The sequence below is a fragment of the Bifidobacterium samirii genome, from assembly GCF_003952945.1.
Classification (GTDB): Bacteria; Actinomycetota; Actinomycetes; order Actinomycetales; family Bifidobacteriaceae; genus Bifidobacterium; species Bifidobacterium samirii.
Genome location: NZ_QXGK01000019.1, coordinates 20,222 through 39,520, shown reverse-complemented (window position 1 = coordinate 39,520; position 19,299 = coordinate 20,222). Strand labels below are relative to the sequence as shown.

Sequence of the window (19,299 nt, the reverse complement as noted above, 5' to 3'; positions counted from 1 at the left end):
AGCAACACAGGCAAGGACGGCCGGTCGGCATGACCGTCGGCATCCGTAATACGAGAGAGAAACCCCATGACATCCGTCAACACCACCGCCGGCACGAGCGCTGCCGGCAAGGCGCAGGAGCTGGTCCGCGACTCGGTCAAGACCGTGATCGCCGCGTCCATGGTCGGCACCGCCATCGAATTCTACGACTTCTACGCGTACGGCACCGCCGCGGCGAACTACTTCCCGCACCTGTTCTTCTCCGACACCACCAATCCGACCGTCGCACTGCTCATGAGCCTGCTGACGTTCGCCGTCGCGTTCATCGCCCGCCCGGTCGGCTCGCTGATCTTCGGCCATTTCGGCGACCGTATGGGCCGCAAGGCCACGCTCGTCGTCTCCCTGATGACGATGGGCGTCGCCACGTTCCTCATCGGATGCCTGCCCACCTACGACACGTGGGGACTGGCCGCCGTCGCACTGCTGTGCCTGTGCCGGTTCGCGCAGGGCATCGGCCTGGGCGGCGAATGGTCGGGCGCGGCGCTCGTCGCCACCGAGAACGCGCCGGAAGGCAAGCGCGCGCTCTACGGCTCGTTCCCCGAACTGGGCGCGCCGATCGGCTTCTTCCTGTCCAACGGCACGTACTTCCTGCTGGAGACGTTCAACGACGACGCGGCCATGCTCGCCTGGGGTTGGCGCGTGCCGTTCCTGCTGAGCGCCGTGCTCGTCATCGTCGGCCTCGTCGTGCGAGTCCACATGGAGGAGACGCCGATCTTCCGCATGGCCCAGGAGCAGAAGAAGGTCGTCAAGGCGCCGCTCGTCGAAGTGTTCCGCAAGAGCTGGAAGGAAGTCCTGCAGGCCACGTTCCTCGTCGCCGTCACCTACACGCTGTTCTACACGCTCGCCACCTGGTCGCTCGCCTGGGGCACCAAGACCGCCGAACAGGGCGGCGGCGACCTCGGCTTCACCAATCAGGAGTATCTGCTCATGCTGATGCTCGCCGTGTGCGTGTTCGCCGCGTTCATCGTCATCTCGTGCGTCAACGCCGACAAGTGGGGCCGCAAGCGCGTGATCATCACCTCGTCGTGCCTGCTCGTCGTGTTCGCCGCGCTGTTCCCGTTCCTGCTCAACGGCCAGATCGTGGGCCAGCGCAACTTCCTCGCCAACATGGTGTTCCTGTGCGTCGGCTTCGCGCTCATGGGCACCGCGTTCGGCCCGATCGGCGCGTTCCTGCCCGAACTGTTCGACGCGAACGTGCGCTACTCCGGCTCCGGCATCGGCTACAACCTCGCCGCAATCGTCGGCGCCGCGTTCGTGCCGACCATCGCCACCTGGCTGTCGAGCAACTGGGGCGTGCACTCCGTGGGCCTCTACCTCGGCGTGATGGCCGTGTGCTGCCTTGTGGCCGTGGTCACCTGCCGCGAGACCAAGGACGTCGACTTCACCAAGTGAGGCCGCCGGGCGGGCCGTTCCCCACGGACGCCCCGCCCATCATCCTCGCATCATGATCGAGGATTCACCATGTGGACACGGGAGACCGTGTCCGGAGAAGCAGGACTAGAACTGCTTCGCAGAAGGGGATGACTTCTCCACGGGGGACATGATCCGCCGCGTCGGAGCCGTCCGCAATCAACGGGATTGCCGGACGCAGGTAGTGTGCATGCGCTCGACATCGAACGACACAGCCGGTGATCCGGCGGCCGGACCATCCGGCGGAAAACATGAAGGAGCGCCAATCATGGCAGCAACGATCTGGTACGAGAACGACGCCGACCTCGCCGTGTTCAACGGCAAGAAGGTCGCCATCCTGGGCTACGGCTCGCAGGGCCACGCGCACGCGCTGAACCTGCGCGACTCCGGCGTGGACGTCGTCGTCGGCCTGCGCCCGACCTCCAAGTCGGTGGAATTCGCCAAGGAGCAGGGCCTTGAGGTCAAGCCGGTCGCCGAAGCCGTCGCCGAAGCCGACGTCGTGATGATCCTGCTGCCGGACCAGTACCAGGCCAAGGTCTACAACGAGGAGGTCGCCCCGAACCTCAAGCCGGGCGCCGCCCTGGCCTTCGCCCACGGCTTCAACATCCACTACGGCTACATCAAGCCGTCCGAGGATCATCCGGTGTTCATGGTCGCCCCGAAGGGCCCGGGCCACATCGTCCGCCGCGAGTACGCCGCCGGTCGTGGCGTGCCGGTCGTCGTGGCCGTCGAGCAGGATCCGGACGGCAACACCTGGCCGCTGTGCCTCGCCTACGCCAAGGCTCTGGGCGCGCTGCGCGCCGGCGCCATCAAGACCACGTTCACCGAGGAGACCGAGACCGATCTGTTCGGCGAGCAGAACGTCCTCATGGGCGGCATCAACCACCTGTGCGACATGGGCTTCGACGTGCTGACCGAAGCCGGCTACCAGCCGGAGATCGCCTACTTCGAGGTGTTCCACGAGCTGAAGATGCTGGTCGACCTGGCCAACGAGGGCGGCCTGAACAAGGCCCGCTGGTCCTGCTCCGACACCGCCCAGTACGGCGACTACACCTGCAAGGTGATCAACGAGGAGACCAAGGAGCGCATGAAGTACCAGCTCAAGCGCATCCAGGACGGCTCCTTCGCCAAGGAGTTCATGGACGACCAGGCCGCCGGCGCCCCGCACTTCAAGGAGCTGCAGGAGGAGTACAGCCACCCGCACCTCGAGACCGTGGGCCCGAAGCTGCGCGGCATGTTCTCCTGGAACAACGGCCCGGCCGCCGATGCCGACGAGGCCGAGTCCTTCAACGGCAAGATCGCCCGCACCCAGGTGCAGTGATCCGGTTCCGACCGGGCCTGAGCCGGTCGGATGTCTGATGTGAGGCCGTCGTCCCCTGCGGGACGACGGCCTTTCGTCATAGGTGGGGCCCGGTCCGGCCGGGTTTGGGCATTCGGGGAAGCCTAGGGTGGGGAACACGCCCGGAGTGGTCATACACAAGCGCATATAGGCTCGATTCCGACGGCGTGTCGGCCGGTATCGACTGTTCCGTACGACCACTCCGGGCGTGTCGCAGCGTGGTCGATGTGCCGATGCGTCGGTGCCCGGGTAAGAGAAAAGCCCGGCCGTGGGGCCGGGCTCAAAGGAGAAGAAAGGAAGAGAAGAAGAAGGGTTCAGTTATCGGCCTTTCGACCGTGATTCCCATATAACCGCATGATGTTCAACACGCGATGGGCGCCAGCTGGGAAAACCATGGGAATCGCGTATCGGTTCGGTGCAGGGCTTGGGGAGTCCTCCCGGAGGCAAAAGAAAAGCCCGGGGAGTCCGGGCTTTGAGAGAGAAGAGAAGGAAGAGAGAAGAAGGTTAAGTTATATCGGTCTTGCGACCTGATACACAGTTAACCGCCCCATGTTGGGCAAACCGTGCGTGTTGTCTGGGAATTGCATGGGAAACCGTCTTTTCCACTCCCTCCCGGACTCACTCGCCGAGCAGCCCCAGCTCCTTAAGCTTGCGTTGGATGTCCGTCGCTGACGGCTCCACCTGGAACGCGCCATCGGAGTACAGCAGCACCGGGATGTGCTTCTGGCCGCTGATCTCCACGGCCTTCTCCGCGGCGCCCTCCTCGCTCTCCAGATCATGCCACACGTACTCCGCACCGAAGCGGTTCAGCGCATCCTTCGCACGGCGGCAGTCGCCGCACCAGTCGGCACCATACACGTCCACTGCCATAAGGCTCCTTTCCTCGGCCGCCACACGGGCGGCAACGTCACCATAATGTCCGTTCCACTGTCTCACGCCGCCGCCGCGCCACGCCCGGCGACACGCTCAGGGCGTAGGCCGCCCGTGACTCCGGCCACGATTCGATGCCGTCGGCACGTTGTCATCTCCCGGCGGCGGCAGAAGCGGAGAATCCAGGCGATAGGGTTTCCGACGTGGTTTCGCCCGCACCTACATGGGGCACCGTCCAGGGCATGCCGGTGTCGGCACCCATCCGAGTCCGCTGGAGCTGCCGCATCGGCGCCTCCCTACTGTCGCGCCGATGCTGGAGATACGATTCGTCCCGCCCGCGACTACGGTAAGGCATCATGTCATGCACCACGATTCTCATCGGCAGGAACGCCAGCTACGACGGCTCGACCATCATCGCCCGCGACGACGACTCCGGATCGGGCCGCTACGATCCCAAACGGCTCGTCGCCATCGCGCCCGCAGACCAGCCGCGACACTACCGCAGCGTGCTCAGCCACGTCGAAATCGACCTGCCGGACAACCCATGCCGGTACACGATCGCACCCAACGTGCTGCCCAACCGCGGCGTGCTCGCCGAAGCCGGCGCCAACGAACACAACGTGGCGATGAGCGCCACCGAAACGATCGCCGTCAACGAGCGCGTGCTCGCCGCCGACCCGCTCGTCGAACTGCAGCCGGCGGTCGGCGAACCGGGCGACCCGGACCATCGTCCCGAACAGCCGGGCGGCATCGGCGAGGAGGACATCATCACGCTCGTCCTGCCATACGTGACGACCGCGCGCGAAGGCGTCGCACGGCTCGGCGAACTGCTGGAAACATACGGCACGTACGAGTCGAACGGCGTCATCATCTCGGACGTGGACGAAATCTGGTACGTGGAGACGATCGGCGGGCATCATTGGATTGCCCGCCGCGTGCCCGACGACTGCTACGCGACCATCCCCAACCAGCTGGGCATTGACTCGTTCGATCTGGCCGACGCGTTCGGCGAGCGCCGCGAGCACCTGTGCAGCGCCGACCTGCCCGAGTTCATGGCGCGGCATCATCTCGACCGGACGGTGGGCGCGGGGGCGGCGGTGACGGCCGGCGCGGCGGTGTCGACCCGCTTCAACCCGCGGCTCGCGTTCGGTACGAGCACGTCGAAGGATCACATCTACAACACGCCGCGCGCATGGTACATGCAGCGGCATCTCAACCCGAGCGAGGATTGGGATTCGCCGGCGGCCCGCTACACGCCGTCGTCGGACGACATCCCGTGGTGCCGCGTGCCTGAGGCGAAGGTGACGATCGAGGACGTGGATTTTCTGATGTCGTCGCATTTCGAGGGCACGCCGTACGACCCGTATGGCACGCTCGGCACGCCCGAATCGCGGCATCGTTACCGTCCGATCGGCGTGAACCGGACCGGCCACATGGTCGCGATCCAGTTGCGGCCGTATGCGGCGGCGGACCATCGTGCGGTGATGTGGACGTCGTTCGGGTCGGGGCCGTTCACCGCGGTCGCGCCGTTCTACGCGAACGTGGACGGCACGCCCGCCTACCTGCGTGACACGACGCCGATCGTGTCGACCGACAACCTGTATTGGACGAACCGTCTGATTGCGGTGATCGCCGACGCGCACTGGTTCGAGACGAACAACGCGGTCGAAGGATACGCGGAGGGCGTGCGCGCGTTCGGGCATCGGCTGGTGGAGCGGACCGATGCGCTGCTGGACGGCTGCGGTGATGGCGTGGCCTGCCGTGACGGGGCCGCGGCCGATCGCGCTACCGCTCGCGCGGCCGGCGAGCCGACGTCGTGCGTACTGGAGCGGGCGAACGACGAAATGGCCGACTATCTGCGCGAGCATACGACGAAGCTGCTCAACGACGTGCTGTACACATCGAGCAACCTGATGCACAACTCGTTCGCGATGTCCGACCGCTGGGTGTGAGCGGGGCAGGTGTCGGATTCGGTCTCATGATTACCCCGCTGAGGGATGCTGAATGGGGTCGATGTGCGGGTTGCTCTCATGGATGCCCCGCTGAGGTAGTGCGAGCGTGGCGCCTGTATGAGTAGCTCTCATGATTACCCCGCTGAAGGCGTGTAAGCGGGGTGGCCGAGAGAGCGGCTCACGCTGAAACCCCACTGAACATATCGGAGCGGGGTATCCGTGTGAGTGAAACACATGGATGCCCCGCTCCGTGGTCGGGTTTCGGCAGGGATCCTTCGGTCCGGCCGAAACCCGACCGGTCGGTAGCGGCCTAGTTGAAGCCGACGACGCGTTCGGCGATACGGTAGCCCCATCGGACGATGCAACGGCCGGCCGAACCGGGCAGGTTGATCGCGCGCGACATGATCTGCCGGCGCACGTCGCGGCCGATCGTCTCGGAATGCGCGGCGATATCCGCCCACAGGCGGCGCTTCTTCTCGTAGTTCGTCTTGTCGCGCGACAGGATCAGGAACACGGATGTGACGCAGCTTTCGATGGTGAGGAAGTGGATCATGTAGCGGTACAGGCCGGCGGGCACGGTGTCGGGTTCCGGTGTCGCGTCGAGCATGCAGCGGTTGACGTGGATCAGCTGGTCGACGCGGCGGATCATCACGTCGGTCTGCACGCTCTGGCCTTCGCGGCCGATGAAATAGTGGTAGAACGGCATGTCGAGGTACATCATCGTGCGTACCTGCGTGAACGGCTGGTACGCGTAGATGAAATCGACGTAGAACGTGTGCTCGGGCAGTTGCATGCCGGAACGGCGCACCACGTCGGTGCGGAACGTCAGCGCGTGCATGAGGATGTATTCGGCCAGGCCGAAGCGGCCCAGATCATCCCAGGTGAGCACCACGCCCGGTTTCATCGCGCGGCGGAAGTTGACGACGTGCTTGCGACGCTTGCCGACCTTGTCGTACACGTAGTTGCTGACGACCATGTCGACGGGCTCGTCGGACGCGGCCTGGGCGCGCAGCGTGTCCATCATTATGTTGATGGCCTGCGGGTCGATCCAATCGTCCGCGTCCACGACCTTCACGTACAGGCCGCGCGCGTTGGCGATGCCGGTGTTGACCGCGCCGCCGTGCCCCTTGTTCGGCTGGTGGATCGCGCGCACGCGGCCCTTCCAGCGGCGTTCGTACTCGTCGGCGAGCGCCGGGGTGGAGTCGGAGGATCCGTCGTCGACGATGAGGACTTCGATGTCGCTGGTGTCCTTGGCGCTCATCAGCGACGAGATGCAGCGTTCCAGATACGTTTCCATGTTGTATGCGGGCACGACGAACGTCAGTGTTGTGGCCGTGGTCTGGTTCATGTTCTCCTCGTTGCCTTCCGCGGGTGCCGTGTCGCGTCGCGTGCGGGGCGCCCTATGCGTATGACTCGTTCCTGATTCTCCGTCGCCGTGTGCGTTCCGCCGCGGCGTCCAGTTCAAACCTAGCACTGCGGGCGCACGTCGGGTAGGGGGAACGGCACGTTCTGCACGCGTGCGTTCACGAATGGTCGGTGGTGCTTTCCGACGGGGTCGGTAGGGGTGCGTCCGCGGTGGTGTCGCCGGCATCGTCATCGGCATCGTTGTGGCCGACGGTTTTGGCGGCGACGGCGCGCGCCTTGCGGCTCTCGAACCGCAGCGTCGGCTTGGAGTCAAGGCGGGACAGGCCGTGCCAGGCGAGGTCGACGATATAGGCGGCGAGCTGCTCCTTGCTGACCTTGGGACGGTCGGCCCAGTACTGGCCGGTGAACACGGTCATGCCGACGAGCATCTGCGCGTAGTACGGCACGCCCTTGACGGACAGTTTCTGCCGTTTGAACGAGGCGGTGAGCAGGTCCTCGACGCGCATGCTGATGTCGCCCAGCAGCGAGTTGAACGAGCCGGCCGGGTCGGTGCTGGGCGAGTCGCGTACGAGCACCTGGAAGCCGTCCGCATTCTGTTCGATGTAGGTGAGCAGCGCGAGCGCGGTGCGTTCGACGATCTGACGCGGATGGACGCCCGGATCGGCGAGCGTGGCGGTGAGCGCGCCGGTCAGCGCCTGCATCTCCCGGTCGACGATGACCGCGTACAGGCCCTCCTTGCCGCCGAAATGCTCGTAGACGATCGGCTTGCTGACCTTGGCGGTGGAGGCGATCTCCTCGACGCTGACCGCCTCGAACCCCTTGGCGGCGAACAGGGCGCGCCCGACCTGGATGAGCTGTTCGCGGCGTTGGAGCGATGTCATGCGTGAAGTATTGGCCATGCGTCCCAGTGTAGTGGGTGGCTTCCGGCCGGCCGCGAACCCGTCCGCCGTCGCGTCGGCGGCGCTCGCGGGCGTCGATGGCTACTGTCCGTTGCGGTTCATAGGGTGGAGGGCATGGAACCAATCGTGATCATTGGCATCGTGGCCGTCATTGCGGTCGTTGCCGTCGCCCTGATCGTCTGGGGCGTGATGAAGCATCGCTCCGATGCCGCCGCATCGGCGTCGTCGGAATCCCTGCCGCAGTCGGACGGATCGCCGTCCGCCGGCGCGTCCGCCGTCAAGCCGGCCGAGCCGGCCGATGCCGCCGTGTCGTCACCGGCGTCGGCTGTCGTCGCATCATCGGATGAGTCGACCGCGGCCGTGGAGTCGGCCGTCGAGCCGACTTCGACTGCCGAACCCGCCGCGTCCGCGCCGCGTAAGGAGACGCCGGAATCGGCGACGTCGCGCATCCAACGGCTCAAGGCGAAGCTTGCCCGCAGCGCCAACCCGTTCGGCCGTGCCCTGTTCGACATCCTCGCCAAGGACAAGCTGACCGAAGCCGACTGGGAGGACGTCGAGGACACGCTGCTGCTGGCCGACGTGGGTGCCGAAGCGAGCGAACGGCTCGTCGACGAGCTGCGACGCGACGCGCGCGTCACCGGCGAATCCGACCCGGAGCAGGTGCGCGCCGCCCTGCGCGAACGCCTGCTCGACCTGGTCGGACGCGACACGGACCGTCGTCTCAACGCCGACAGGGACGGTGCGAACCGTCCGTCGGTCATCATCATGGTCGGTGTCAACGGCACCGGCAAGACCACGACGGCCGGCAAGCTGGCGCGCCTGTTCGTCGCCGACGGCCGCAGCGTCATGCTCGGCGCGGCCGACACGTTCCGCGCGGCCGCCGCCGACCAGCTGGAGACGTGGGGCGCGAAGGTCGACGTGCCGGTCGTGCGCAGCGACAAGGACGGCGCCGACCCGGCGTCCGTCGCGTTCGAGGCGAGCGCCAAGGCCAAGGAGGCCGGCAGCGACGTGCTCATCATCGACACGGCGGGCCGTCTGCAGAACAAGGCGAACCTGATGGACGAGCTGGGCAAGATCCGCCGCGTCACCGAGAAGAACCTGCCGGTCGACGAGGTGCTGCTCGTGCTCGACGCGACCACCGGCCAGAACGGCATGACCCAGGCGAAGGTGTTCGCCGAGGCGATCGGCATCACCGGCGTGGTGCTCTCCAAGCTCGACGGGTCCGCCAAGGGCGGCATCGTCATCTCCGTGCAGCAGGCGCTGGGCGTGCCCGTCAAGCTGGTGGGACTGGGCGAAGGCCCCGACGATCTGGCCCCGTTCGACCCGGAAGGGTTCGTCGACGGCATCCTCGCGTGAGGTCGCGGCCGGCCCGCGCCGCCCGGTGCCGCGGCCGGCCGTACCGGACCGCGCACCGGACCGCGCGCCGGTTTACAATCGCGTAACCTCACGTAACCTGATGAACACGCGACGGGCGTTCCATGACGAATCGGAGGGGCCGCCGCCGCGGAACCCCGTCAACCGCGCCGCCCGCCCGACCGTCGGGCCGCGGCGCACGCACATACCGAACAGAGGGAGGCAGGTATGGATACCGGAAACGCCGCATGGATGCTCACATCAGCGGCCCTCGTATTCCTCATGACGCCCGGCGTGGCGTTCTTCTACGGCGGCATGGTCCGCGCCAAGGCCGTGCTCAACATGCTCATGCTGGAGGCCGGCGCGATCGCCGTCACCGCGATCATCTGGGTCCTGTGGGGCTGGTCGGTCGCGTACGCCGGCCATTCGATCGGCGGCATCTTCGGCGACCCCGCCACCGGATTCCTGCTCAAGGATTCGATGGTCGCCCACAACGGAGTATACACCGCCGCCGACACGACCGGCGGCTATCCGGGCAGCATCGACGTCGCCTTCCAGGCCACGTTCGCGATGATCACCGTCGGCTTGATCTGCGGTGCGCTCGCCGAACGCATCAAATATTCGACGTGGATGATCTTCGTGGCCCTGTGGGTCACGTTCGACTACGGTCCGATGGCGCACATGGTGTGGAACGGCGGCCTGCTGTCGGCCGACGGCGCGATCTCGCAGGCGCTGGGCGCCGCCGCGCACGACTTCGCCGGCGGCACCGTCGTGCACATCAACGCGGCCATGGCGGCGCTCGTGATCGTGCTCATCATCGGCCGGCGCAAGGGCTTCGGCACGCAGCCGTTCCGCCCGCACAACGTGCCGTTCGTGATGCTCGGCGCGTTCCTCCTGTGGTTCGGCTGGTTCGGCTTCAACGCCGGCTCCGCGTTCGGCGCGAACGGCACCGCCGGCTACACGTGGGTGAGCACCAGCGTCGCCGCCGCGGCCGCGATGCTCGCCTGGGGCTTCACCGAGAGGATCCGCTCCGGCCACTACACGGCCATCGGCGCCGCGTCCGGCATGGTCGCCGGCCTCGTGGCCATCACGCCCGCCGCCGACGTCGTCTCCCCGCTGTGGGCGATGGTCATCGGCGCGATCGCCGGCATCGTCACCTGCCTGGCGTGCGGACTCAAGTTCCGCTTCGGCTACGACGATTCGCTCGACGTGGTCGGCGTGCACGGCGTGGGCGGCCTGATCGGCACGCTCCTGGTCGGATTCTTCGGCGAGGGCGTCGGACTGCTCGCCGGCGGCGACTGGCGCCAGCTGGCCGTCCAGGCCATCATCGCGCTCGTCGCGATCCTCTACTCCGGCGTCGTGACCGCGATCATCGCGTTCGCGCTCGAAAAGACCATCGGCTGGCGCGTCAGCGAAGCCCAGGAGATCGGCGGCGTCGACCTGGCCGACCAGGGCGAACGCGCATACGATTTCGCGACGGCCGCCAGCTCCATCCTCAAGGAGGTCAAGTGATGAAGCTCATCACCGCCATCATCCAGCCCCACAAGCTCGACGACGTCAAGGAGGCGCTCGCCGCGGCCGGCGTGCACGGCCTGACCGTGTCCGAGGCGAACGGCTACGGCCGTCAGCGCGGCCACACCGAGGTGTACCGCGGCGCGTCGTACACCGTGGATCTGATTCCCAAGGTGCGCATCGAGGTGCTGTCCGACGACGCGGACGCGGACACGCTCGTGTCCGTGATCGTCAAGTCGGCCGGCTCCGGCACGATCGGCGACGGCAAGGTGTGGGTCATGCCGCTTGATTCGGTGACCCGCGTGCGTACCGGCGAAACCGGTTCCGCCGCGATCTGATTCCGGCGGTCGGACCGGACGGTTTGACCGGTCGCTGACTGTGGTATCCCCGCATCGCATTCCCGTGGTGCGGGGATTGCCATATCCGCATGATCCGGATCGGCCGGCATGCCGCTCCTCACGGGATGCGGCTGCGGATGATGCCGAAACCGGGGACGGCGGCCGATCCGGCGGCGGTCGCCTTGGGATTCGTGGTGATTGGGGTAATTCATACCCTAGGATTCGTGTATATTTCGACAATCCTTACCCTAGGATTCGTGTAGATTCTGACTTTTATACCCTAGGATTCGTGTAAATCAGTTCGGGAAAACATTGACGTTGCAACGATTCTGGGGATTAGCGGCGGAAGGGTGATAACAGCCGTCTCTCCGAGGGCATGCGGTGTATGAGTGTTTCTACCCGCTGCTGTGCATGGCGCACTGCCTGTGAGCATCGGAGCCGCGTGACCGGAGTCCGAGAATCACCGGGTTCCTCGGAGCGAGGTCACACAACCGGAATGATTGGCGTGAGCGCAGTCCGAGTCTCGTTAGGTTCCTCGGAGCGAGGTCACGCGGGTGGAGCGGCGGAAGGGCCAGAATCCGGGTCAGACGCGCATCCAGCGGTCGGAGCGGGCGCGCAGGCCGTCGAACAGGGCGCGGATGCCGACGAACAGGACGTTGATCGCGATCCACAGGACCGCGGTGCGGGCCGTATCGGAGACGATCAGCGTGCCGTCAAGGCGGTCGATGAGCATCAGCGCCGGCAGGTAGACGGCGGTCGTGACGGCGCAGCCGAACGCCAGATACCGGTAGTCGCCGGCGCCGATCAGGATGCCGTCCAACGCCCACATCCAGCCGCCGAGCGGCAGGAACACGGCGAGCGTCACCATGCCGACGACGATCAGCCGCTGCACGTCCGGCGACGGGCTGAACAGGGGAGCGGCCAGCGAGCCGACGACGGCCATCATCACGCCGATCGCGACGCCGCCGAACAGGCCGGCACGCGACGCGGTGCGCGTCATCATGCGCGCCGCGTCGCGCCGGCCCGCACCCAATTCGGCGGCGACGAGCGTCTGCCCGGCGATGCCGATCGCATCAAGCATGTTGATGGCGAGATTCCACCCCGAATTGACCGCCTGATAGCCGGCCAGCACCGTCACGCCCATATGCGTGGCGAGCACGACCGTGCCGACCATCGACGCGCGCAACGCGAGCGTGCGCACGAACAACGGCATCCCGTCGCCGGCCGAACGCAGGATGCCGCGCGGCCGCGGCCGCCACGACGCGCCGTCGGCCGCCGACCACAGCAGCGCGGGCACGACGAGGAACACGCCCATCGCCCACTGTGCGACCAGCGTCGCCGCGCCCGACCCGGCCACGCCCCAGCCGAACCCGAACACGAACAGCAGGTCGAGCACCGTGTTGACGGCCGCGCCGAACACGGCCGCCACCAGCGTGACCCGCACCTTCTGCAATCCGCGGAAGATGCCGTTCGCCGCATACACGAGCAGCATGCCCGGCAGTCCGAACACGATCGCACGCAGATAGGCGACCGCGTTCGCCAGCACGTCGCCGCGGGCGCCCATCGCCCGGCACAACGGCTCCGCGCCGGCGAACAGCGCCGCCGACACGACCAGGCCGATGCCCAACGCCAGCCACAGGCCGTCGATGCCCGCCTCCAATCCCTCGCGGCGGCGGCCGGCGCCGATCAGCCGCGCGACCTGCGACGTGGTGCCGTACGCGAGGAACACGCACAGGCCCACCGTGGTCAGCACGATCGTCGAGCCGACCGACAGGCCGGCGAGCGCCGCGTCGCCGACATGCCCGACGATGGCCGTGTCGATGAGGATGAACGCGGGTTCGGCGATGAGCTGGCCGAACGTGGGTATGGCGAGCGCGAGGATGCGCCGGTTGACGGCGGGGGCGGCTGTGGCCGGGGCGGCGGTCGCGTCGTGCCGGCGATCGCCGGGATGCTGGTTGGTTGAAGTCACCCGTCCTACGCTACCGGCAGGCGGGTGCAGACGGTGCGGCTGGGGCTGATGCGGGGGATGGGCGCACCAGCAGTCGTGTCCGCATATGCGAGAGCGGGCCCTCGTCGGATGACGTGGGCCCGCTCAGGGGTCGGGGCGGCGGTCCGCCCGGTCGGGTGGTGTGCGGTACGGGGATCATCCCGTCGCGCACGCCACCTGCGGGGAACGCGCCGACCGGGTCAGGCGCGGCGGCGGCGCAGGACCGTCGCGCCGGCGCCCAGGAGGGCGGCGGCGAGGGCGAGTCCGGCGACCGCGGCGACGTCGGCGCCGGTGTCGGCGGTGCCGCTGCCCGGCTTGGCCGGCTTGCCGGGCTTGGTGCCGGTGCCGTCGGTGGCGCCGCCCGGCTGGCCGCCCTGGCCCGGCTTATCGTCGCCGGTGCCCTCGGACGGGGTCTTGGGCTGGAGCGCCTTGATCGCCGCTTCCAGGGCCGCGGCGTAGCCGTCGACGACGTCCTGTTCGGCGGCGGTCTTGCCGCGTTCGATGCCGTCGATGACCTTCCGGAGCGCGGCAACGGACTCGTCGGTGTAGCCGCTCAGATCGCCGGGCACGAGGCCGAGCAGACGATCGACCTCGGTGTAGTCGGCTTCGGTGTGGGCGAGATTCGACACGGCGGTCTCGTACGCGGTCTTCGCCGTCTCGTAGTCGGCGAGCGCGACGCCCCGGTCGCCCTGCGCGGCGAGGGCGCGCAGCGCGTCGAGGGCCGTCTTGTACGCGGCGTACGAGTCGGCGGTGTAGCGTCCGTCGGCGTTGTCGAGTTCGACGATCGCATCGACGTACTCGGTCATGCCGTCGGCGGCGGGTACGAGCGTGCCGATCGCCTCGCCGATCGCGGCGACGCGCGCGGCGAGCTCGTCGGCGGTGCCGTGGTCGAGGAGCGTGGCGACGCCGACGGTCGTCGGATCGGTCGTCTCGTCATCGTCGTCGGCGATGAGCCGGGCGAGCGCCGCATGGCTGGCGGTCGTGTAGTGCTCGGCCTTGTACCCGCGCGCTTCGGCGACCTTGGCGAGCAGGTCGGCGACGGGGACGAGCGCGGCGCGTGCGTCCTTCATCGCCTGCAGGTTGGCGTCGTTGAGCGCGGCGTCCTGCGCGGCCTTGTCCGCTTCGGCCTTGTCCACGGCGGCGACGAGCGCCGCGTAGCTGGCGGCGGTGTACCTCTGGACGCCGTCGGCGTCCTCGTTGGCGATGGCGCGCATGTCGGCGATGGTCTTATCGAGCAGCGTCGTGTCCGGCTGGTCGGGGCCGGGATCGGGGGTGACGCGTTCGAGGTCGGCCTGGGCCTTGGCGAGCTTGGCGCGCGCGTCGGCCACGTCGGCGGCGGAACCGCTTTCGGCGGCCTTGCGGGCGTCCTTGAGCGCCTTGGCGAACGGCTTCCACGAGTCGGCCGTGTAGTCGGCCTCCGCAAGTCCGGCCGTTTCGGCGATGAGCGCCTTGAGGTCGGCCGCGTTCACCAGCGCGTCGCGGGCCGCCGTGTAGTCGGCGGTCGCGGCCTGGAACTCGGCCGGCTTCCCGTCGCCGGCGAGCAGCCCGTCGATGGCCTGCTTGGCCGCGGCGAGCGTCTCGTAGGAGGCGTCGGTGTAGGCGTCCGGGTCGATCGCGTCGAATTGTTCGACGGCGAGCCTGGCGAGTTCGCTCCGGTAGCTGGAGAACACGAGCGCCTTGCGGGTCTTCTCCACCGTGGCCGTGAGCGTGGCCGCCGCATCCTTGGTGAGGTCGTCGCGCGCGTCGAGCGCGGTGCGCACGGCGGCGACGGCGCTCGCGTAGGGCGCGTACGAGACGGCGGTGTAGTGGTGGTCGTCGTTGCTCAGGGCCTCGTCGGCGAGCGCGCGCAGCGCGTCGACGGTATCGTCGGACGCCTTGGCCTTGGCGTTGGTCGCGGCGGCGGAGAGCGCCTTGCGGGCCGAGTCGAGCGAGACGGTCTCGACCCATGCGCCGGCGTTCACCTTGCGGGCCACGGCGAGCGCCTCGTCGTAGGCGGTGCGCGACGACGCGGTCCAGGACGCGTAGCCGTCGGGCGTGACGTCGGCGAGGACGCCGAGCGCGTCATGCGCGTCGGCGATCGCCTGGTCGTCGCTGGCGGTGGTGAGCGTGACGAGCTGGGCGATCTCGGGGATCTGGTCGCCCCAGACGATGCCGAGGGTCAGCAGCGTCGTGCCGTCGGGCACCTTGAACGCGTTGATGGCCTGGTCGAGCGTGCCGAACTCGATGTCGCGCACCTTGCCGGTGGCGGTGTCGTAGACGGTGCCGATGACGGCGGCGCCGCTGGCCTTGCCCGCGTGGACGAGGCGGAACGAGCGGATGCCGGTGTCGGCGGACATGCGCAGCGTGAGCGTGCCGTCGCCGGCGCTCGGACGCCAGGTGGTCGTCAGGTCGCTGTCGAGCATGAGGCTGGGCGCGTGGCCGCGCTCCTCGACGACGCTCGACTCGAACGCGGCGTTCGATTCGACGGACACGTACGCGCCCTGGTTGACCATAAGCTCGTTGAACGCGAGCGCGCGCTGCGGATAGTCGGCGGTGACGAGCAGACGCAGGTAGCGCACGCCCTCGCCGCCGGCGATGTCGTCCTTGCCGTAGTAGAACACGTTCGGATAGTTGGAATCGGTGCGCTTGGCATCGTCGGCGATGTCGCCGAACGCGGTGGTGCGGTCGGTGTCGGTCACGCCGTCGCCGATCTCGAACGCGTCGGTCCACTCGGTCCCGTCGGCGGACATCTGCACCTTGACGTCGCGGATGTAGTCGAGCTGGGAGTCCTGCGTGTAGATGCGCAGCGACGTCACGTCGATCGGCTGGCCGAGGTCGTAGACGACGCTGTCGCCGGCGTACGGGTTGCCGCCGAACTTGGTGACGGTGGACATGTCGCCGTCGAAGCCGGCGCCGTTGTCGCGCGCGTCGCCCCAGCTGGCCTGGACCTCGATGTCGGAGGAGACGAGCGAGCCGAAGCCGCCGACCGCGTCGAAGTCGAGCGCGAACTCGACGATGCCGGCCGTCGCGGCCTTGCCGGATGCGGCGATCAGGCGCACGTAGCGGGCGGTGTGGCCGGCGAGGTCGGCCGCGTCGTCCGCGTCGGTCCACACGATCGCGTTGTCGGAGTACTGGAGGGTCAGTCCGTCCATGTCGCCCGCGTCGATGCGCGCGCCGGCGATGCGGCGGATGGACGCCAGGTCGAGGCCGATGTAGTCGTTCGGGTCGAGCGTGGCCTCGCCGGCGGAGAGCGCGGCCGACTCATCGGAGAGTTCGGCGGTGAACGGGTGTTGGCCGAGGCTGGTGTACACGGCGGCGAGCGGGTCGCTGGCTGCCGGCGGGACGATGCTGATGCCGCCCACGCGCCACCACACGGCCTTGTCGGCGGTGTTGCGCACGCGCACGTAGCGCGCTTTCTCGTTGCCGGTGACCGTGGTGGTCACGGCGTCGGCGAGACGGCCGAACTCGGTCCAGTGCTCTCCGTCCGCGCTGACCTCGATGACGCCCTGGCTGGGCCGGTCGCCCTGCGCGGACGCGTGGCCGGTGAGCGTGATCTCGCCGATCGGCTTGACGGCGCCCAGATCGACGGTGAAGGATGCGCCGGCGGCGATGCGGTCGCCCGACGGGTCCTTGAGGTAGGCGATCGTGGACGGGTCGCCGTCGATGATCATGGCGGTGGTGCTGCCGTAGGTGGCGACCAGGTTCTGGAGGGTCACGCCGGTGGCCGTGTACGGCTCGTCGGACGTGTCGGCCGGCTTGTTGACGTCGATGCCGCGCACGCCCAGCCACAGGTCGTTGCCGTTGTCGGCGGTGGCGATCAGACGCACGGCGGTCACGTCCGCGATGTTCAGGCCGGTCACCTCGATCGGCTCCTCGGAGCCGCGCGGACGCTCGAACGTGGCGTCCGGCACGTCGGTCCACGTCTCGCCGTCGGCGCTGGTCTGCACCTTGGCATGGTAGAAGTGGTTCTTGCCGCCGTCGAACGCGAAGCGCACCGAGTTGAGCGTGATCGGACGGTTGTAGGAGACGCCCACGTAGTTGCCCTCGTACAGGAAGTTCGGGTTCTGGAACACGGCCGTGGTCGCGTCGTCGCCGTCGAGGATGTCGTCGAGGGAGCCGGTGGACGGGTTGGTGAACACGTCGCTGATGTAGGTGGCGGTCACCACGTTCGGGTCGGCCAGCTCCTGCACCTTGCGCGACAGGGCCGCGTCCATCGCCTTGATGAACGGCACGATGTGCTGCACGCCGACCTCCGCGTACTCCTGATGGTCGACGTAGTACAGGCCGTGCGTGCGCGAACGCGCGTACGCCTGCTGGCCGGCCGAATAGCGGGACATGAGCGTCGCGTCGTCGCCGGAGGCGAGCGCGCGGAACGCGTCGAGGTAGGCGAGCGCCGCCTCGGTGGTGTCGTCCCACGCGTCGATCCACGGGGCGAGCTGCTCGTTGGCGTCCTGCGTGGAGTAGTCCTTGCCGATGTCGCCGAGCATGGTCGTGTCGCCCTGCTCGCGGTAGGTGGCGGCCGCGTCGCGCAGCGTGGTGAATTCGGCGGCGAGGCGGTCGATCATGGTCTCGTCGAGGGTGCCGGCGTCGATGGCCTCGCGGGCCTCGTCGAGGACGGGGGCGAGGTCGACGGACTCCTGGAGCGCGGTGACGCGGCTATCCATGTTCTGGTTGATCATGTGCTTGGACAGTTCGCGCAGCGCGTCGGATGCGGGGGTGGCGACGGCGGAGTTGTGGTCGACGAAGGAGAACGCGTCGTTCCACGCCTGATCGGCCTGTTCGGCGGTGTCCCAGATGTTCCACGAGTAGGCGGCGTTGCCGAAGATCGCGACCTTGCTGGGCTGGGACTGCTGCATCGGGTTGAGGACGATGCCCTGGATCTTGGCCGGGTCGGTGCCCGGGTGCAGGAACGTGGAGTAGCCGCCCATGATGAGGTGGTTCTTGGAGTTGTCGGAGCACGGCCAGTTGATCCACATGTACGGGCCGCGGCCGGCGGTGTTCGTGAACGTGTTCGTGAACGTGTCGCTCACCTCGCCCCAGATGCGGCCGCCGGTCATGACGACCTGCACCTCCTTGGGGAAGTCCGCGAAGTAGGCCTGTCCGTTGCCCATGTACTCCTGCGCGCAGAACGGCAGCGTGGTCTTGAGGTCCGGGTAGGTCTTCTTCATCTCCTTGAGCCAGGCGACCATGTCGGTCAGGGTGCGGTTGTAGTTGGCGGCGCCCACGTTGGCGGCGTCGTCGGCGAGGATCGCGATCTGGCGCACGCCCGCTTCGATGACCTGCGCGAACTTGGCCTGCATGACCTTGAGGTCGGCTTCGTAGTGCTCGTCGGTGTCGTAGCGCAGCGCGTTGTACATGTACGGGTGGAGGGCGAACACGAAGCGCGTCTTGGACGCGTTGCCGGCTTCGGCGAGCGGCTTGATCTTGGTTTCGATCTCCTCGTCGGTGTACAGGGTGCGCCACTGCGCGTTGTGCTTGGGGTCGTCCTTGGGCGCGTAGAAGTACGAGTTGAGCTTGTAGTAGCCGCCCCAGGTCATCAGGTCGATGCGGTCCTGCGTGCTCCACGGGTTGCCGTAGTAGCCTTCGATGAAGCCGCGGCTGACGACGTCGGCGTGGTCGGTGACGGTGAAGTCGCGGATGGTGAGGCTGTCGAGCTGGCCGAACACCTGGTAGAGGGTGGTCAGGCCGTAGAAGCTGGCGTCGGTGTCGGCGCCGAGCACGCTGATGGTGCCGTTGTCGGATTTGAGGAAGTACGCGTCGGTCCGGTCGAACTGCTCGTCGTCGGGATCGTACGCGGCTTCGATGGCCTGTTCCGCGTCGCCGCCCGAATCGTGCACGCCCACGTACACGTTGGTCTTGCCGGCGACGGGCTCGTCGGATTCGGCGACGTCGAGGTCCTTGAGCGCGGCGGTCTCCTCAAGCCGGTCGCGGGTCGCCTCGTCGATCGCGTCGTCGTAGATGACGTTGATGTCTCGAAGGATGTAGTCGCCGTCGCCGTAGACGATCGACTGCGGTTGGGGATAGAGCGTGTATGACGATGACGTGGCCGTCGCGTCCGGCGTCGCCTCGTCGGCGTACGCCGTGGCGGTGCCCGTCGTGACGACGAGTCCGGCCGTCAGGCCCAGCGTGAGCAATCCCCCGATTGCCTTGCGCATGCGGGTTCCTTTCTCTTGATGATGGGGCGGCTCCGGCGGGGTGCGGACGCCCGTGGACGGTCGCGGAAACAGGTGGACGCCCGGCCGTCCCTCCGGCGATG

The 19,299-nt window shown here is 67.8% G+C and carries 11 protein-coding genes; 6 read left to right on the top strand and 5 right to left on the bottom strand.

Translation table 11 applies throughout. The features are described from left to right. The first annotated feature begins 66 nt into the window (after positions 1-66). Positions 67-1,431, top strand: a complete 1,365-nt coding sequence (locus D2E24_RS08410) for an MFS transporter (protein WP_125968896.1) — start codon at positions 67-69, stop codon at positions 1,429-1,431. A 286-nt stretch (positions 1,432-1,717) separates the two neighbouring features. After that, positions 1,718-2,770 carry a ketol-acid reductoisomerase gene (ilvC, locus tag D2E24_RS08405; protein ID WP_125968895.1) on the top strand — a complete coding sequence of 351 codons (1,053 nt, stop codon included), beginning with the start codon at positions 1,718-1,720 and terminating at the stop codon, positions 2,768-2,770. A 636-nt stretch (positions 2,771-3,406) separates the two neighbouring features. Here ilvC and D2E24_RS08400 read toward each other — a convergent pair. Further along, the gene (locus D2E24_RS08400; RefSeq protein WP_125968894.1) at positions 3,407-3,658 is read right to left on the bottom strand and encodes a mycoredoxin; all 252 of its coding nucleotides are present in this window, start codon (positions 3,656-3,658) and stop codon (positions 3,407-3,409) included. Positions 3,659-4,014: 356 nt separating this feature from the next. Here D2E24_RS08400 and D2E24_RS08395 point away from each other — a divergent pair, with 356 nt between their 5' ends. Continuing rightward, positions 4,015-5,610 (top strand): C69 family dipeptidase, encoded by a 1,596-nt coding sequence (locus D2E24_RS08395; RefSeq protein WP_125968893.1) that lies wholly within the window; start codon positions 4,015-4,017, stop codon positions 5,608-5,610. 310 nt (positions 5,611-5,920) lie between these two features. On the opposite strand, the gene D2E24_RS08390 is transcribed toward D2E24_RS08395, so the two are convergent. Together D2E24_RS08390 and D2E24_RS08385 are read right to left on the bottom strand one after the other, a co-directional pair. Further along, on the bottom strand, positions 5,921-6,958 hold the full coding sequence (locus D2E24_RS08390; protein ID WP_125968892.1) for a glycosyltransferase family 2 protein: 1,038 nt from the start codon (positions 6,956-6,958) through the stop codon (positions 5,921-5,923). A 175-nt stretch (positions 6,959-7,133) separates the two neighbouring features. Beyond that, positions 7,134-7,856, bottom strand: a complete 723-nt coding sequence (locus D2E24_RS08385) for a TetR/AcrR family transcriptional regulator (RefSeq protein WP_206430954.1) — start codon at positions 7,854-7,856, stop codon at positions 7,134-7,136. A gap of 132 nt (positions 7,857-7,988) precedes the next feature. Between D2E24_RS08385 and ftsY the strand changes: the two genes are divergently transcribed. The 3 genes from ftsY to D2E24_RS08370 all read left to right on the top strand — a co-directional run bounded on the left by ftsY (position 7,989) and on the right by D2E24_RS08370 (position 11,077). Next, complete coding sequence (gene ftsY, locus D2E24_RS08380) at positions 7,989-9,230, top strand: signal recognition particle-docking protein FtsY (RefSeq protein ID WP_125968890.1); 1,242 nt, start codon at positions 7,989-7,991, stop codon at positions 9,228-9,230. A gap of 225 nt (positions 9,231-9,455) precedes the next feature. Beyond that, positions 9,456-10,739: an ammonium transporter gene (locus tag D2E24_RS08375; RefSeq protein WP_125968889.1), complete on the top strand. Its 1,284-nt coding sequence runs from the start codon at positions 9,456-9,458 to the stop codon at positions 10,737-10,739. Further along, entirely contained in the window at positions 10,739-11,077 is a 339-nt protein-coding gene (locus D2E24_RS08370) for a P-II family nitrogen regulator (protein WP_125968888.1), read from the top strand. The genes D2E24_RS08375 and D2E24_RS08370 overlap by 1 nt, the downstream gene beginning before the upstream one ends. Before the next feature lie 583 nt (positions 11,078-11,660). On the opposite strand, the gene D2E24_RS08365 is transcribed toward D2E24_RS08370, so the two are convergent. Continuing rightward, positions 11,661-13,046 carry an MATE family efflux transporter gene (locus tag D2E24_RS08365; RefSeq protein ID WP_125968887.1) on the bottom strand — a complete coding sequence of 462 codons (1,386 nt, stop codon included), beginning with the start codon at positions 13,044-13,046 and terminating at the stop codon, positions 11,661-11,663. Positions 13,047-13,264: 218 nt separating this feature from the next. Beyond that, positions 13,265-19,198: a beta-N-acetylglucosaminidase domain-containing protein gene (locus tag D2E24_RS08360; RefSeq protein ID WP_125968886.1), complete on the bottom strand. Its 5,934-nt coding sequence runs from the start codon at positions 19,196-19,198 to the stop codon at positions 13,265-13,267. Between the last annotated feature and the right edge of the window lie 101 nt (positions 19,199-19,299).

Excerpts from the sequence above, each read along its gene's own strand:
- D2E24_RS08390 (WP_125968892.1), bottom strand. The coding sequence starts at position 6,958 with ATGAACCAGACCACGGCCACAACACTGACGTTCGTCGTGCCCGCATAC.
- ilvC (WP_125968895.1), top strand. The coding sequence starts at position 1,718 with ATGGCAGCAACGATCTGGTACGAGAACGACGCCGACCTCGCCGTGTTC.
- D2E24_RS08410 (WP_125968896.1), top strand. The coding sequence starts at position 67 with ATGACATCCGTCAACACCACCGCCGGCACGAGCGCTGCCGGCAAGGCG.
- D2E24_RS08400 (WP_125968894.1), bottom strand. The coding sequence starts at position 3,658 with ATGGCAGTGGACGTGTATGGTGCCGACTGGTGCGGCGACTGCCGCCGT.
- D2E24_RS08395 (WP_125968893.1), top strand. The coding sequence starts at position 4,015 with ATGTCATGCACCACGATTCTCATCGGCAGGAACGCCAGCTACGACGGC.
- D2E24_RS08375 (WP_125968889.1), top strand. The coding sequence starts at position 9,456 with ATGGATACCGGAAACGCCGCATGGATGCTCACATCAGCGGCCCTCGTA.
- ftsY (WP_125968890.1), top strand. The coding sequence starts at position 7,989 with ATGGAACCAATCGTGATCATTGGCATCGTGGCCGTCATTGCGGTCGTT.
- D2E24_RS08370 (WP_125968888.1), top strand. The coding sequence starts at position 10,739 with ATGAAGCTCATCACCGCCATCATCCAGCCCCACAAGCTCGACGACGTC.
- D2E24_RS08360 (WP_125968886.1), bottom strand. The coding sequence starts at position 19,198 with ATGCGCAAGGCAATCGGGGGATTGCTCACGCTGGGCCTGACGGCCGGA.
- D2E24_RS08385 (WP_206430954.1), bottom strand. The coding sequence starts at position 7,856 with ATGACATCGCTCCAACGCCGCGAACAGCTCATCCAGGTCGGGCGCGCC.